This is a genomic window from Aeromonas rivipollensis, assembly GCF_010974825.1.
Taxonomy (GTDB): domain Bacteria; phylum Pseudomonadota; class Gammaproteobacteria; order Enterobacterales; family Aeromonadaceae; genus Aeromonas; species Aeromonas rivipollensis.
Genome location: NZ_JAAILA010000002.1, coordinates 66,595 through 82,370, shown reverse-complemented (window position 1 = coordinate 82,370; position 15,776 = coordinate 66,595). Strand labels below are relative to the sequence as shown.

13 protein-coding genes are annotated in these 15,776 nt (G+C 62.8%); 8 read left to right on the top strand and 5 right to left on the bottom strand.

Annotated elements, in window-relative coordinates:
* The first annotated feature begins 225 nt into the window (after positions 1-225).
* The 5 genes from G4923_RS00500 to G4923_RS00480 are packed head-to-tail and all read left to right on the top strand — an operon-like array spanning position 226 to position 5,339.
* Positions 226-1,263, top strand: a complete 1,038-nt coding sequence (locus G4923_RS00500) for an AI-2E family transporter (protein WP_234570474.1) — start codon at positions 226-228, stop codon at positions 1,261-1,263.
* Between the two features lie 4 nt (positions 1,264-1,267).
* Complete coding sequence (locus G4923_RS00495) at positions 1,268-2,785, top strand: efflux transporter outer membrane subunit (RefSeq protein ID WP_163134900.1); 1,518 nt, start codon at positions 1,268-1,270, stop codon at positions 2,783-2,785.
* Entirely contained in the window at positions 2,778-3,872 is a 1,095-nt protein-coding gene (locus G4923_RS00490) for an HlyD family secretion protein (protein WP_111912798.1), read from the top strand. The genes G4923_RS00495 and G4923_RS00490 overlap by 8 nt, the downstream gene beginning before the upstream one ends.
* Before the next feature lie 8 nt (positions 3,873-3,880).
* Positions 3,881-4,909, top strand: coding sequence for a DUF2955 domain-containing protein (locus G4923_RS00485; protein WP_163134898.1), 1,029 nt, complete (start codon positions 3,881-3,883; stop codon positions 4,907-4,909).
* Between the two features lies 1 nt (position 4,910).
* Positions 4,911-5,339, top strand: coding sequence for an ion channel (locus G4923_RS00480; RefSeq protein WP_106887235.1), 429 nt, complete (start codon positions 4,911-4,913; stop codon positions 5,337-5,339).
* 93 nt (positions 5,340-5,432) lie between these two features.
* Here G4923_RS00480 and G4923_RS00475 read toward each other — a convergent pair whose 3' ends face one another.
* A complete protein-coding gene (locus G4923_RS00475) occupies positions 5,433-7,121 on the bottom strand; it encodes an FAD-dependent oxidoreductase (protein ID WP_163134896.1) in 1,689 nt (562 codons plus the stop codon).
* Between the two features lie 134 nt (positions 7,122-7,255).
* Between G4923_RS00475 and G4923_RS00470 the strand changes: the two genes are divergently transcribed.
* The 3 genes from G4923_RS00470 to G4923_RS00460 all read left to right on the top strand — a co-directional run bounded on the left by G4923_RS00470 (position 7,256) and on the right by G4923_RS00460 (position 11,848).
* On the top strand, positions 7,256-10,195 hold the full coding sequence (locus G4923_RS00470) for a sensor domain-containing phosphodiesterase (RefSeq protein ID WP_163134894.1): 2,940 nt from the start codon (positions 7,256-7,258) through the stop codon (positions 10,193-10,195).
* A 75-nt stretch (positions 10,196-10,270) separates the two neighbouring features.
* A complete protein-coding gene (gene pflA, locus G4923_RS00465; protein WP_082030047.1) occupies positions 10,271-11,113 on the top strand; it encodes a pyruvate formate lyase 1-activating protein in 843 nt (280 codons plus the stop codon).
* A gap of 93 nt (positions 11,114-11,206) precedes the next feature.
* Positions 11,207-11,848 carry an energy-coupling factor ABC transporter permease gene (locus tag G4923_RS00460; RefSeq protein WP_163134892.1) on the top strand — a complete coding sequence of 214 codons (642 nt, stop codon included), beginning with the start codon at positions 11,207-11,209 and terminating at the stop codon, positions 11,846-11,848.
* Between the two features lie 57 nt (positions 11,849-11,905).
* On the opposite strand, the gene G4923_RS00455 is transcribed toward G4923_RS00460, so the two are convergent.
* From G4923_RS00455 to G4923_RS00440, 4 genes are all read right to left on the bottom strand, one after another.
* Positions 11,906-12,598, bottom strand: a complete 693-nt coding sequence (locus tag G4923_RS00455; RefSeq protein WP_042649365.1) for an ABC transporter permease — start codon at positions 12,596-12,598, stop codon at positions 11,906-11,908.
* 93 nt (positions 12,599-12,691) lie between these two features.
* Entirely contained in the window at positions 12,692-13,432 is a 741-nt protein-coding gene (locus G4923_RS00450; protein ID WP_042649366.1) for an ABC transporter permease, read from the bottom strand.
* A 204-nt stretch (positions 13,433-13,636) separates the two neighbouring features.
* Positions 13,637-14,410 (bottom strand): ABC transporter substrate-binding protein, encoded by a 774-nt coding sequence (locus tag G4923_RS00445; protein ID WP_042649367.1) that lies wholly within the window; start codon positions 14,408-14,410, stop codon positions 13,637-13,639.
* A gap of 65 nt (positions 14,411-14,475) precedes the next feature.
* On the bottom strand, positions 14,476-15,246 hold the full coding sequence (locus G4923_RS00440; RefSeq protein WP_163134890.1) for an ABC transporter ATP-binding protein: 771 nt from the start codon (positions 15,244-15,246) through the stop codon (positions 14,476-14,478).
* Positions 15,247-15,776 lie beyond the last annotated feature (530 nt).

Here is a 15,776-nt window from a genome sequence, read left to right as displayed (position 1 = left end):
TTTAAACATTGAGTTCCTGTGCCATAAATTAAATGCAGGCAAGGTCAGAGTGCCCCCCACACGCTGAACTCAGTGTTCTTTATCACTACACACCCTATGCCTGCTGGCCCGACACCTGTGTTGGGCCAGCATGGTTGTGTGCTCATCCCCCGTCGGAGTCATACCAGAATGGAAAATAATGATCTGTCCATAGTCGAAAAAAGGTTGGTTGCCAGATTCCTGGATATGTTCATCAAGTTTGGCCTTATCCTGGCACTGGGCTCTTTCTGCTTCACCGTGTTCTCCCCCTTCATGAACATGATGTTGTGGGCCCTGATCCTGGCCGTCACCCTCTATCCCCTCCACCAGCGCTTTGCCGCGCGCCTTGGCGGGAAACAGGGCAAGGCCTCTACCCTGCTGGTCTTGCTGGGGGTGCTGCTCATCGTGGCCCCTACCGTCGTCATGGTCAGCTCCCTGGGTGACAGCGTCAGCTCCCTGGTCGACAAGGTGAACAACAACACCCTGGTGATCCCGGCGCCCTCCGCCGACATCGCCGACATCCCCCTGGTGGGCGCCAAGCTCCATGCCGTCTGGCTGAAGGCCTCGGTGGATCTGCCCAGCCTCATCGTCAGCTACAAACCGCAGCTCGGGGATCTGGCCAAGAAGGTCGTCGGCATCCTGGCCAGCATGGGGGGTGGCTTGCTCGGCTTCGTCTTCTCCTTCATCGTGGCCGGCATCATGATGGCCTGGGGCGCACCGGGTGCTGCGAGCGCCGATCGCATCGCCATGCGCATCACGGATGAACGCAAGGGGCTGGCGCTGACCAAGCTGTGCACCAGCACCATACGTGCCGTCGCTCAAGGGGTCATCGGGGTCGCCTTCATCCAGGCGCTGCTGGCGGGCATCGTCATGATGCTGGCAGGGATCCCGGCCGTCGGCATCTTCTTCGTCCTGGCGCTGATCCTCGGCATCGCCCAGGTGCCCGTGATCCTGGTGACGGCTCCCGCCATCGCCTACATGTGGAGCACGGGTGATCACGGCACTGCGGTGAACATCATCTACAGCGTCCTGCTGATCGTCGCAGGCATGGCCGACAACGTCCTCAAACCGCTGCTGCTGGGCCGCGGTGTCGATGCCCCCATGCCGGTGGTACTGCTGGGCGCCCTTGGCGGCATGGCGGCCAGTGGCATCCTCGGCATGTTCATCGGCGCCACCCTGCTCTCCATCGGCTATCGCATCTTCATGGCCTGGGTCAACGAAGGTCTGGCTTCTGCGGATAAATAACTCCATGGCCGTCCAACGTCACACCATGCGCCCCCTGTTCACGGGGGGCGCGTGCCTGTTATTGAGTGCCTGCACAGTGTTAGGCCCCGACTATCAGGCTCCCAGAGTCGAGGAGATGGCCAGCTGGCACAGCGCCAGCGAGGGTCAGCAGGCGAGCGCAACCGCCGACTATCGCCAATGGTGGAACCGGCTCAACGATCCCGTGCTGAGTGCCCTGGTCGAGGAAGCGCTGCGAAAGAATCCGGACGTCAGGATAGCTGGTTTGCGGATCCTCGAGGCCCAGGCCCAGCTCGGCATCGCCGAGAGCCTGCTCGGCCCCCAGGCCACTGTGGGCACGGGCGAGTTCCTGCAAGCCGGACAGACCCGCAACGGCCACAGCAGCGCCGGCAGCAGCTATGGCGCCGGGTTCAACCTCGGCTGGGAGCTCGACTTCTGGGGCAAGTTCGAACGCGGCATCGAAGCGGCGGATGCCAACTACTTCGCCACCCTGGCCCAGTATGATGACATCCAGGTGCTGATGGCCGCCCAGGTGGCCCAGCTCTATGTGAGCATCCGCACCGTGGAGGCTCGCCTCTACATAGCCCGGGAGAATGCCCGCCTCCAGCAGCGCAGCCTGGAGATCACCGAACGGCTGTTCAAGAGCGGCAACAGCGCCGAGCTGGACGTGCAGCAGGCCAAGACCCAGTACCTGGGCACCCTGTCCGGTATTCCGCAACTCGAGACCAGCCTGCGCCAGAGCCAGAATGCCCTCTCGACCCTGATTGCCAGACCCCCTGGCCCCCTGCCCGAGATGGGCACCAACACCGGCAAGATCCCTCAGGGCGAGCTGGCTCTGGTCACCGAGATGCCGGCCGATCTGCTGCGCCGACGCCCCGATGTGCGGGTCGCGGAGCGGCAACTGGCCGCCCAGTCGGCCCTGATAGGGGTGGCCGAGAGCGAGCTCTACCCCTCCATCACCCTGCTTGGCACCCTGGGCGTCAACGCCACCAATGGGGAGAGCGGCACCTTCTCCTGGGCCGTCGGCCCTTCGCTCAGCTGGAACCTGCTCGATCAGGGACGGCTCGGCAACCAGATCCTGGTGCAGGACGCCCGCTTCCAGCAACTGCACGAGCGCTATCGTGACAGCGTGTTCAAAGCGGCCCGCGAGGTGGATGACGCGGCCGTGGCCTACGCCAACGGCCAGGACGAGATCGCCCTGCTGACCCAGACCGGCGAGGCCGCCCGTCGCTCCCTCGAGATAGCCAACACCCAGTATCGCGAGGGGATGGCGGACTTCCAGCGGGTGCTCGACTCCCAGCGCGCCCTGTTCAACCAGCAGGAGCGCCTGGTCAACAGCCGTGGCGCCCGGATGCGCGATCTCATCACGCTCTACAAGGCACTGGGTGGCGGTTGGGAACAGGGGCGTGAACGCCCCCTGGTGACCCCCGAGGTGGAGGCCCAGCTGCGTACGCGCGCCGACTGGGCTCCCCTGCTCGACGCAACCCACTCCCCCATGACACAGAAGGCAAGCTCCCATGACTGACAGCACTGCATCTCCCGGCCAGGCCAGCCGCCGCGCCACCCTAGGGCTGCTGGCTGCAATCCTCCTCCTGCTCATCTGGTATCTGCTGGCGGACAGGCTGACCCCATACAGCTCCCAGGCCCGGGTGCAGGCCTTCGTGGTCCCCGTCGCCGCCGAGGTGTCCGGCCAGATCAAGCGGGTCTATGTCCACGACAATCAGGACGTGGACGCAGGCTCCCCTCTGTTCGAGATAGACCCCGAGCCCTATGACATCGCCCTGGCCAAGGCCAACTCCGACTACCAGACGGTCTTGAGCGGCGTCAAGGCGAACACCGAAGGGGTCAAGGCGGCCGAGGCCTCCCTGATGGCCATGCGCGCCGCCTATGACAACGCGGCCAAGGATGCGGAGCGCCAGGAGCGGCTCTATCGCGAGGATCCGGGCGCCATCTCGGTGCGTCGCCTCGAGGTGGCCCAGGCCACCCGCGAGACGGCCAGGAGCCAGGTGGCGGCAGCGGAAGCCGACGTCCGCCGCGCCATCGAGGCCGCCGGGGCGAGCGGCGATGACAACTCCCAGCTGCTCAGCGCCCGCTCGGCGGTCCACAAGGCGCAGCTGGATCGCCAGAACACCCGAGTGGTGGCACCGGGTCGCGGCCTCATCACGGATCTCAGCACGGATGCCGGCCAGTTCATCGGGGCCGGCGCACCGGCCATGACACTGATCGCCATCCACGACGTCTGGGTGTCGGCGGATCTGACGGAGAACAACCTGGGCAACGTCCGGCCAGGGGACAAGGTCACCATATTGCTCGACAGCTTGCCTGGACAGCTGTTCAAGGGGGAGATCCGCAGCGTCGGCTACGGGGTAGGCGATGGCAAGAGCCAGCCCGCCGGTGCCCTGCCCACGGTGGACAACAACCGCGACTGGCTGCGTCAGGCGCAGCGTTTCCCGGTCAAAATTGCCTTCCAGAGTGATGACTTTCCGCCGGTCGAGGCGCTGCGGGTCGGCGGCCAGGCCGATGTGCTGGTCTACACCGGCGAGAGCGGGGTGATGCACTTCCTGGGGGCGCTCTATATCCGGCTGATGAGCCTCTTCTCCTTCCTCTATTGAGGCGCCATATGCATAACGCCGACAGGGCTGTACTGCGCATTGGCACGGGCATCGGGCTCGCGGCAGGGATCTGTTACGGATTGGCCCTGCCCATGCCCCACCTCGGCGTCATCATGGCCTGGGTGGTGCTGTGCCGACCCGGGGAGGCCCTCGGCCTGAAGAAGGGGCTGGCAGGGGGGCTACTGCTGCTGGGGATCATGGCCGCCGGGGTGCTGCTGGTCCCCCTGCTGACCCACTATGCCCTGGCGGCCGTGCTACTCATCGGCCTGCTGCTCTACCTGCTGATGCAGCAGTCGATGGCCGGCAAGGGGGCCGCCGCCATGCTGCTCATCATGGCCATTACGGTGATCCCGGTGGCCGGGCTCATCGAGCAGTCCCTTGCCATCGCCATCGCCCAGATGATGGGGTTGGGGATCCTGATAGGCACCCTGGTCAACCGCATGGCTCACGCGCTCTTCCCTCCCCTGCCGGTGGCGGGAGCGGCGGCCAGGCCCGTGCCATTGCCCCCCGAACATCCCAAACGGCTGGCGCTGCGCGCCGTCGCCATAGTGCTGCCGGTGTGGCTGCTGGCTCTCGGCAACCCGGCGTTCTACATTCCGGCGGTGATGAAGACGGTGGCACTGGCCCAGCAGAGTACCTCCCTCAACGCCAGACAGGCGGGCCAGGAGCTGGTGCTCTCGACCCTGATGGGCGCCCTGCTGGCCTGCGCACTCTGGCTGGGGCTCAGCCTCTGGCCCTCGCTCTTGATGCTGGTACTGATGCTGGCCCTGATGACCCTCTGGCTGGCGCGGCGTCTGATCCGGCTGGTGGCGAGCCGCTGCTCGCCGTCGTTCTGGAGCAACGCCTGGATCACGGCGCTCATCCTGTTTGGCCCGGCCATAGAGGACAGCGCCACCGGCAAGGATGTGTGGTTGGCGGCGGCCATGCGTTGTGGCCTCTATCTGGTGGTGGCCGGCTATGGCTGGCTGTGTATCTTGCTGCTCGAGCAGTGGTGGCCGGTCGGCCGCCCACTGGCAGAAGCCAAGTTAGGAGACTGACATGTTTCTCATATTTATGGTCGGCATCCCGGTGATCCTGATCAACATGCTGTTGCAATCCCTGGTATCCGTCTGGTGCATCCGCTTCTACATCAAACGGTTCGGCAAGCGTGAGGGGGTGCTGGCCGGCATGCTGGCGCTGTTTGGCATCATCACCCTGGTGATGCTGGGCAACCTGGCCCAGATCGGCGTCTGGGGCGGGCTCTTCCTGTGGCTCGGAGAGTTCGACACCCTGCAGGAGGCCGTCTACCACTCCGGGGTCAACTTCGCCACCCTGGGCTATGGCGACATCGTCATGAGCCCGCAGTGGAAGCTGCTCGGCCCCCTCGAGGCGGTCAACGGCGCCCTGATGATAGGCCTCTCCGGCGCCTCCATGCTGGCGGTCTTGCAGCACCACATTCGCAAGCAGCTCAATGACGGCGCCCCCTGATCGGGCTGTGCTCATGGTGTAAAAATGGGCCACTCCATAGAGTGGCCCATTTTCATGCAAAGCAGGCGATTGGGCCATTTCGGCCGGGCAGATCTACTCGGCGATGGCCAGTTGCCAGGTCTTGAAGCCGCCGGAGAGGTTCTTCACCCGAAAGCCGCGCTGGCTCAACAGGCGACAGGCCACATGGCCGCGCAAACCCACCTGACAGCTGATGAGCAGCTCTTTATCCTTGGGCAGCTCATCGAGGCGGCCGCGCAGCTCGTCGAGGGGAATATGCAGGGCCCCCGGTATGCGCCCCAGCTTGTCGAGCTCGGGGGCGCTTCGCACATCCACCACCAGCTGGTGCGGGTTGCGGGCCTGCACCTCGGCCGCGTGGCAAAGGATGGTATCCCCCTTCAAGTGGTTGCTCGCCACGAAACCCGCCATGTTGATCACATCCTTGGCCGAGCCGAACGGCGGCGCATAGGTGAGCTCCAGATCCTGCAAGTCAAACACGGTGAGCCCGGCACGCTGGGCCACCGCCAGCACGTCGATGCGCTTGTCGATGCCATCCTTGCCGATGGCCTGGGCGCCATAAATCTTGCCATCCGGGGCAAACAGCAGCTTGAGGCTGACCGGGTGGGCGCCGGGATAGTAGCCGGCGTGGCTGCCCGGGTGGACATAGACCTTCTCGAACGGCAGACCCAGCTGCACCAGCCGCTTCTCGTTAAGGCCTGTGCTGGCCACCGCCAGGTCGAACAGCTTGCAGATGGCGGTGCCTTGCGTCTTCTTGTAGGTCTCGCTTCGCCCCAGCATGTTGTCGGCGGCGATGCGCCCCTGACGGTTGGCGGGGCCCGCCAGCGGGATCAGCACGGACTCGCCGGTGACGAAATCTGTCTCCTCCACCGCATCCCCCACCGCGTAGATGAAGGGATCCGAGGTGCGCATGCCGGCATCCACCTTGATGCCGCCGCGCGGGCCCAATTCCAGCCCCGCCTTGGCGGCGAGCAGGGTCTCGGGCTTGACGCCTATGGCCAGGATCAGCATGCCGGTGTCGAGGTGAGAGCCGTCATTGAGGGTCAGGCGCAGGCCGGCACAGCTTGCGACAGATACGGCCGAAGTCTTCTCTGCCGGCACATCCAAACGCTCGATGGCAGAGAGACCGGTGCGCAGACGCAGATCGATCCCCTCTTCCCGGATACGGGCATGGAGCATGTTGGCCATCTCTTTATCCACCGGCGCCATCACCTGATCGGAGAGCTCCAGCAGGGTGACCTCCAGCTTGCGCTGGTGTAGCGCCTCCATCATCTCCAGCCCGATAAAGCCGCCGCCGACCACGGTGACATGGCGCGGCTTGTCATGGTGCAAAGCCGCCAGGATGCGATCCATGTCCGGAATGTTGCGCAGGGTGTGCACGCCCGGGCTGTCGATGCCGGGGAAGGGAGGACGAATGGGCACCGCACCCGGGCTCAGCAGCAGCACATCGTAGGGCTCGCGCCGCTCCTCGCCGGTTTGCAGGTTGCGCACCAGCAGGCTCTTGCCCCCCTTGTCTATCTCGATCACCTCGTGGAAGACCCGCACATCGACGTTGAAACGGCGCTTGAAGCTCTGGGGCGTCTGCAGCAGCAAGGCATCCCGATTGAGAATATCCCCTCCGATGTGATAGGGCAGACCGCAGTTGGCGAAGCTGACAAACTCGCCCCGCTCGAACATCACTATCTCAGCCTCTTCGCTCACACGACGGGCACGGGCCGCCGCCGATGCGCCCCCGGCGACACCACCCACAATCAGGATCCGTTTCATCTGCAAGACTCCACTCAACGAGAAATTGACATTAAATTAGAACAATCTAATTTAGGTTTCAATGAAATTTTGTTTGCCGCGGATTTGCAGTATTCTTGCCCTCCGACAATTGCTCAACAGGATAGTGTCAGTTCATGTCGTCTACCGCGCTCAGTCATCTCCCGACAGCCAGCCAGGCCCCCCTGTTCTTTCGCCTGGATACCCGTAGTCAACGGCTGGTCGCCCTGACCGATGTGATGCAGACCCCGCTCCACTGGCTCGATGAGCCCCGCAGCGCCTGGCCGGCCCAGTTGCCGGATGCCCTGCGCCAGCCCATAGAGCAGCGGCTCGCCAGCGGCCAGGGGGGCAAGCTGCTGCTGCGCTTTGCCGCCCAGCAGTGGCACATCTCCCTCTCCCATGAACAGGACGCCTTCTGGCTCATCTGCCTGCAGACCCAACCCCAGGAGAGTGCGGCCAGCTTGTCGCTGCAACTGCCGCGCCTGAGCCAGATGGCCAGCCAGCAGCAGTATGCCCCCATGCTGGAGAGCCTCAGGGAGTGCCTGGGGGCCGATCGCCTGATCCTCTGGCACTACCAGGCCAATGGCCCCCTCGGCAGCGAGCAGCTGACCCCTGTCTTCACCCTGAATGCGGATTCTGTCGGTGCCATTCGCGGTGACAGCCGCTACATCCGGGCCTTGCGTACCCGGGGTGCCCTGAGCTTCTCGGAGGCCGCCCACCAACCCATGCTGAGCCAGCACTATTATCTGGCCAATGCCAATGTCAGCTCCCGCCTGGACGGCGCCCTGCTGGAGCAGGAGAAGCTCATCGGCGTGCTCAGCCTCGAATACGCCGAGACGACCCTGATAGGCGAAGAGACACTGCAGCTGGTGCGCCACTGCGCCCAGTTGCTGGGCCACTGGCAGCCCGAACTCGAGGTGACCGAGGCTTCCCCCTTCACCCTGCCAAGCGGGCTCAGTTGCAAAACCGGCAATGAGTATTGCCGCGCCCTGGTGCGCTGGGCCATGACGGCGAGCGGCGCCCGCATCGGCTGGCTCGGGGAGTTTCAGCTGCGTGGCCAGGATCTCTGGCTCATTCCCCGCTGCGTGCTGGAAGGAGAGACCTTCTCCGCGGTCAAGCCCATGCGGATGGAGATAGGCCCGGGCCGGGAGATCTTCCAGCACGGCCAGAGCCTCTATGTGGAAGACCTGCCCCTGCGCTATCCCCAGGCCACCCAGTTGCTGGCCCTCAACGCCAAGGCCTACATCGGCATTCCCCTCCAGGGCCAGGGCGGCGCTCCCCTGGGTCAGATCACCCTGCTGCTCGACGGGCCGCTGGCCGACCCCATTCCCCTGCTCGATGCCCTTTACGAGCAGCGTGAGCGGGCCGCCATCGAGTTGCAGCGCCTCGCCAACGACGATGCCCTGCGTCTGGCCGAGGTGGCCTTCAACACCCACGACGGTCTGCTGGTGATGGATCACGGCGGCATCATCCTCAAGGTCAACGACTCCTTCAGCCGCATCACAGGGTTCGGGGACGACGAGATGCTCGGTCAGCATATCGAGGCCCTGAGGCCCACCTACTATGGCGACAGCCTCAAGCAGGAGGTCATTGCCGCCGTCGATAAGCAGGGATACTGGCTCGGCGAGGAGCAGTGTCTGCACAAGGAGGGCCATCTCTTCCCGGTGCGGCTGATGGTGAGCGGCGTCAAGGATGAGGAGGACGAGATCAGCCATTTCGTCTGCAGCTTCCACGACATCACCCAGGAGAGAGAGGCGGCCCGCCACATAGAGCGGCTCGCCTATTACGACGATCTGTGCGACCTCTACAACAGGCGCAGCCTGAACGACATCATGCAGCGCACCCTTGCGATCCCGAACGGGCAGTGGGGGGCATTGCTGCTGCTGGATCTCGACAATTTCAAGTCGATCAACGACTCCCTCGGCCACGCCTGCGGCGATCTGCTGCTCCAGGCCGTGGTGGTGCGGCTCAAGTCCCTGCCCCAGGAGAACCTGGTGCTGGCCCGCACCTCGGGAGACGAGTTCGCCCTGCTGTTCACCGCGCTGGGCCAGGGCTATGTCACCGCCAAGATACTGGCGGAGCACTTCGCCCGCGAGCTGATGAGCATTTTCCGGCTCCCCTTCGACATCGGCGATCACAAGCTGCACTGCAGCGCCTCCGTGGGGATCAGCCTGTTCAGCGACGATGACAAGGATCACCTGATCCTGATGCAGCAGGCCGATACCGCCGTCCACATGGCCAAACGGGCCGGCCAGGGCAACCACATCTTCTTCAGCGAGGCCATGGCGGAGAAGGAGAAGAGCAAGCTCTCCCTCAACAACCAGCTGCGCGATGCCCTGCGCAACAACGAGCTGGTGCTGCACTATCAACCCCAGTACAGGGTCGACAACGGCAGCCTCTCCGGCGTGGAGGCCCTGCTGCGCTGGCAGAAGATGGACGGCACCATGATCCCCCCCGGGGATTTCATTCCCATCGCCGAAGAGACCACCCTGATCCAGGAGATAGGCTACTGGGTGATGAAGACCGCCTGCGCCCAATACAGCTTCTGGCTCAACAACGGCCTCGCCATCCCCCATCTGTCGGTCAACGTCAGCGCCCGCCAGTTCCACACCGCCGGCTTCGTGCAGCAGGTGGAGTACGTGCTGCGCGATACCGGGGTGCCGCCGTCGCGCCTGCTGCTGGAGGTCACCGAGTCCGTGGTGCTGGAGAACCGGCTGGACAGCATCGCCAAGATCCGCCAGCTCAAGGGGCTGGGCATCCTCATCTCCATCGATGACTTCGGTACCGGCTACTCTTCTCTCGCCTATTTGCGCGATCTGCCCGCCGATGAGGTCAAACTGGATAGGAGCTTCATCCAGACGCTGGTCCACAGCGAGCAGGACAAGGCCATCGTCAAGGCCATCCTGGATCTCGCCAAGGTGTTTCGCTTCACGGTGACCGCCGAAGGGGTGGAGGACGAGGAGCAGCTGGCCGTGCTCAAGGCCCTGGGATGCCAGCACTACCAAGGCTTCCTGACCAGCCGCCCGCTCCCCGTCAAGGCACTGGAGAGTCTGCTGGGTGCCACCCCGGCAGGCTAAACTGGTAGGATTTATAGGGCTTTATGTCATAAAATAACGACCGCTCGAACCCTGTCCGAACAATTGGAGTCGTCTATGTCAGTCATTAACCGGATCCCTGCCGTTGAAACCAGCGGCCCTGCCGATCAGGGCACTCAGCGGATCCCTGCCGCCACCGTTAGCGACACCAGCAATCCCGACATCATTGGCCGGATCCATTCCGTCGAGACCTGCGGCACAGTCGACGGCCCCGGCATCCGCTTCATCGTATTCATGCAGGGCTGCCTGATGCGCTGCAAGTATTGCCACAACCGGGACACCTGGGACACCCAGGGCGGCCGCGAGGTCACTGTGCCCGAGTTGATGCAGGATCTCACCAGCTACCGCCACTTCATGAATGCCTCCGGCGGCGGCGTCACCGCCTCCGGTGGGGAAGCCATGCTGCAGCAAGAGTTCATCGCCGAGCTGTTTGCCGCCTGCCAGGCGCAAGGGATCCACACCTGCCTGGATACCAACGGCTTCGTGCGTCACTACGACGAGCTGCTCGATCGGGTGCTCGACAACACCGATCTGGTGCTGCTCGACATCAAGCAGATCAACGACGAGAAGCACATCCCCCTCACCCATGTCAGCAACAAGTACACCCTGGAGTTTGCCCGCTACCTGGCGTCCCGCGGCCAGACCATGTGGATCCGCTACGTGGTGGTGCCCACCTGGTCCGACGATGACGAGAGCGCCGAGGGGCTCGGCCAGTTCATCGCAGAGCTGGGGGAGTGCGTCGAGAAGGTGGAGCTGCTGCCCTACCACGAACTGGGCAAGCACAAGTGGGATGTGCTGGGAGACACTTACGATCTGACCGGGATCAAGCCCCCCAGCAAGGAGACCATGGACAGGGTCCAGGCCATCCTCGGCAAGTACCACCCCAACGTGAAGTATTGAGACTGGAGGCCGCCCGGGATTGGGCGGCCTCTTTTCATTGCGCCGCCAGCGCCCGGGCTCATCACCGGGCAGTGACATCCGAGGGAACATGTCATGAGTGAAGGACAAGTCGCCGCCCTCCTGCTCTGGCTGGTGCTGCTCGCCTTCAGCCTGAACGCCTCCCTGCTGCGCACCCTCCACGCCAACCCCCTCTATCAGCACCTCTGCCTGGGGAGCGCCATCGTCCTGGTGCCGCTCTGGACCTTGCGGGCAGGCCTCCACGAGGGGCTGGAGATCCACTTTCTCGGCCTCACCAGCCTGACCCTGCTGCTGGGCTGGCGCCTCGCCCTGCTGGCCCCCTGCCTCACCCTGCTGATCCTCGGGGCCTTTGGTGTCACCGAGCTGGCGGAGTTCGGCTGGCAGGCGCTCATCGGTGTCGCGCTGCCGGTGGCCACCAGCTGGCTGCTGTTTCTGGCAAGCTGGGCCTGGTTGCCCCGCCACCTCTTCGTCTACCTGTTCGTGGCCGCCTTTCTTGGGGGGGCGCTGAGCATCTCGGCCAAGATCCTCGCCAGCGCCCTGCTGATGGGGATGAGCGGCGCCTACCCCTGGCACACCATCAGTGCCGACTACCTCTCCATCTGGCCGCTGCTGCTCTTCCCCGAGGCCCTGCTCAACGGCATGGCCATGACACTGCTCGCCGTCTACCGACCCCACTGGGTCAACACCTTCTTCGACAGGGAATATCTGGGACGCTGAGCCTGCAGAGGCCGGCGCCATAAAAAAAGCCCGCAGCTGCGGGCTTCTTCATTTTTGTCATACGCTGCGGGGGCGCAGGTGGGCGTGCCAGCGGGCCTCCCATTTCTTGAACAGCCAGACGATGGCAAAGGTGAGCAGCATGTAGAGCAGGCCTGCGGTCAGGAAGGCCTCGAACGGGCTGTAGTAGCGGGAGTTGATGATCCGCGCCGCACCTGTCAGGTCGACTATGGTGATGATGCCCGCCACCGCCGAGCCCTGCAGCATGAAGATCACTTCGTTGCTGTAGGCGGGCAGCGCACGGCGAAACGAGTTGGGCAAGATGATGCGGGTGAGGGTCTGCCAGCGGCTCATGCCAAAGGCATTGGCCGCCTCAATCTGCCCCTTTGGCATGTTCAGCACGGCGCCGCGCACTATCTCGGCGGTGTAGGCGCCGGTGTTGAGGGTGAACGCCAGCAGGGCGCAGAACCAGGCCTCGGAGAAGAGCACCCAGGCGGGGCCGTTCTTGAGCCACTCCCACTGGGCGGCGCCGTAGTAGATGATGAACAGCTGCACCAGCAGCGGGGTGCCGCGGAAGAAGTAGATATAAGCCCAGATCGGCCCCTTGATCAGCCAGTTGCGGCTGTTGCGCAAAATGCCCATGGGCACCGCCAGCATGAGGCCGAGCATGAGGGAGGCCGCCACCAGCCAGATGGTGGTGTAGAAGCCCTCCCAGTAGGTGGGCCACTCCTTGAGAATGATGGAGAAATCCATGGCTTACCTCGTCTTGATCGTGATGTAGATACGCTCGGCACTGACACCGCGACTATCACAGTAAACGAATGACTGCATTGAATACGGCATGGCTTACCTCGTCTTGATGGCGTAGTGACGCTCGGCCCACTTGAGCGCCGAGGTCGAGACCGCAGTGAAGATCAGGAAGATCAACGCCACCGCCATGTAGAAGGTAAAGGGTTGCTGGGTCGAGCCCGCCGCCAGGGACGCCTTTCGCACCATGTCATCGAGCCCGATGATGGAGACCAGGGCCGTGGTTTTCAGCAGTACCAGCCAGTTGTTGCCAAAGCCCGGCAGGGCGTGGCGCATCATCTGGGGGAAGAGGATCCGTACAAACACCTGGGTCGCCCGCATGCCAAAGGCGCGAGCGGCTTCCAGCTCTCCCTTGTCCACCGCCAGGATGGCGCCGCGGAAGGTCTCGGTCATGTAGGCGCCGAAGATGAAGCCTATGGTGGCGACCCCGGCCGCAAAGGGGCTGATGTCGATGTAATCCGGCAGCAGGGAGACCCACTCCTGGTTCGGATTGCTCTCCAGCAGGTAGTTGTTGTAGGCCTCGTTGACCCAGGTACAGATCCCGTTGATCAGCACCTGGCCGCCGAAGAACAGCAGCATCATCAGCACCAGATCAGGGATGCCGCGAATGACGGTGGTGTAGGCGGTCGCGATGCCGCGCGCCCACTTGTAGGGGGAGAGCTTGGCGAGCGCCCCCAGCATGCCGAGCACCAGCGCCAGCAGCAGGGAGGCCAGTGCCACCTCCAGGGTGACCCAGGCCCCCTCCAGCAGGGAGGCTTCGTATCCTTTCAAATCAAACATATGCGGCTCCATTGCAACGCATTGAGCGGGCTTGCCCGTCCCAATATCCTTTCAAACCAAACACATGCAGCTCCATTGCAACTAAGCGGGCCCATCGCTCCCTTGCGAGAGACAACGGGCCCGATGACTACAGACTAGGGTCAACCTGTCGTGATGATTCGCCGCAATCCCTTCGGCGGCTACCCGGGGTAGCGCGCCTGGGGGTTACTCGCCGTAAACGTCGAAGTCGAAGTACTTGTCGTTGATTTCCTTGTACTTGCCGTTGGCGCGCAGGGCCAGGATGGCGGCATTGAATTTCTCTTTCAGATCCTTGTCAGCCTTGCGTACCGCTATGCCGGCACCCTCGCCAAACCACTTGGGATCGGTCAGTTTCGGGCCGACGAATTCGAAGGCATCGCCACCCTCTTTCTTCAGCAGACCGTCGCTGATGGCGGCGGAGTCGGCCATCACATAGTCAACCCGGCCGGATTTCAGATCGAGATAGGCTTCGTCTGCGGTGCCGTAGCGCTTGATGGTAGCGTTGGGGAAGTTGTCGGTGATGTAGGTGTCCATGGAGGTGGCGCGCTGCACGGCAATGGTCTTGCCATCCATGAAGGCCTTGTCGAGCTGCACCTCGGTGCCTTTCTTGGCGGCGAAGCGGGCCGGAATGTGCTGGTACTTCTGGGTGAAGTCCACCTTCTTCTTGCGCTCTTCGGTGATGTCCATGGTGGCGATGATGGCGTCATACTTGCGTGACAGCAGCGCCGGAATGATGCCATCCCAGTCCTGCTTGACCAGGGTGCACTTCACCTTCATCTCTTCACACAGGGCGTTGGCGATGTCGATATCAAAGCCTTTCACCTCGCCGCTCGGCTCGGTCCAGGAGAAGGGAGGGTAAGCACCCTCAACCCCGATCCGTACCTCTTTCCACTCCTTGGCCATCAGGCTACCGGAACACAGGGCCGTCATCACGGCAGTCGCCAGCATCAGCTTGTTCATGTATCTCTCCTTGATAAACACGTCGATCGTTGAAAACGCAGAATATTGAAAATACCGCTCCCCCATCAATAGATGGAAGAGATGAATTGTTTGAATCGCTCCGACTTGGGATGAGCGAAGATCTCCTTGGGGTTGCCCTCCTCCTCCACCCGCCCCTGGTGCAGGAACATCACCTTGTTGGAGACGTCACGGGCGAACGACATCTCGTGGGTGACCACCAGCATGGTGCGCCCCTCTTCGGCCAGCTCACGCATCAGGCCGAGTACCTCGCCCACCAGCTCGGGATCGAGCGCCGAGGTGGGCTCGTCGAACAGCATAACCTCGGGCTCGACCGCGAGAGCACGGGCGATGGCGGCCCGCTGCTGCTGGCCGCCGGAGAGGTGACCGGGGTAGTAGTCGCGCCGCTCCCACAGGCCCACCCGGTTGAGCAGTTGCTCCGCCTTGGCGATGGCCTCGGCACGGGGCACCTTGAGCACCTGGATGGGAACTTCGATGATGTTCTGCATTATGGTCATGTGCGACCAGAGGTTGAAGCTTTGAAACACCATGGCCAGACGGCTGCGAATGCGCTCCACCTGACGCATGTCCTCGGGCTGGCGTTCACCGGCCCGATTGCTCTTCATGCGGATCAGCTCGCCATGGAGTGAGACCGTGCCGGAAGAGGGGGTTTCCAGCAGATTGATACAGCGTAGAAAGGTCGACTTCCCCGAACCCGAGGAGCCGATCAGGGAGATAACATCCCCCTTGCGGGCCGTCATATCGATGCCCTTGAGCACTTCGTGGGTGCCAAAATACTTGTGCAGTTCACGAACTTCCAGTGCGGCAACGTCGCTCATCCATTACAACCTTGTCTGTCCCTAGACGCCGCTACGGCGTGACTCCACCATCGCAGATTTAACAAAAAGTTAACCGATGGCAACCTTCAGCGAAAATATCATTCAGGTAGTTAAAAAACAATACAGAACCGAGGTATTTAGTGGTTTATCTGTATTTTTATTGGCCTTGGCGGTATTTTTCAGCACTTTGTCTGCATAAAATCCGCTTTGCGCCATCTCTGAGATACCGCCTTTTTATACCCGGAACGCACCAGTAGCAAGAAGATTCAGCCATTTCAGTCAGAAGCCATTCAGAGTCACTTTATTCACCCCGCCTCGGCCGAACAAAACGCACTTTTTTCGAAATGGAATTGATTTTATTGACGATGACGACCCGAGACCAGAGGGCTCTGGGAAGGCGGCCTCGCCATGCAAAAGTAACAAACCGATAAAAAAAGGGTCGAATGAAGCATACAAACTCATGGATTTATGACTCTTGGCCAATAAGTAGTGGTAATGTGTCGTTTTCCCAGTTTTGTGACCGAGGCCCC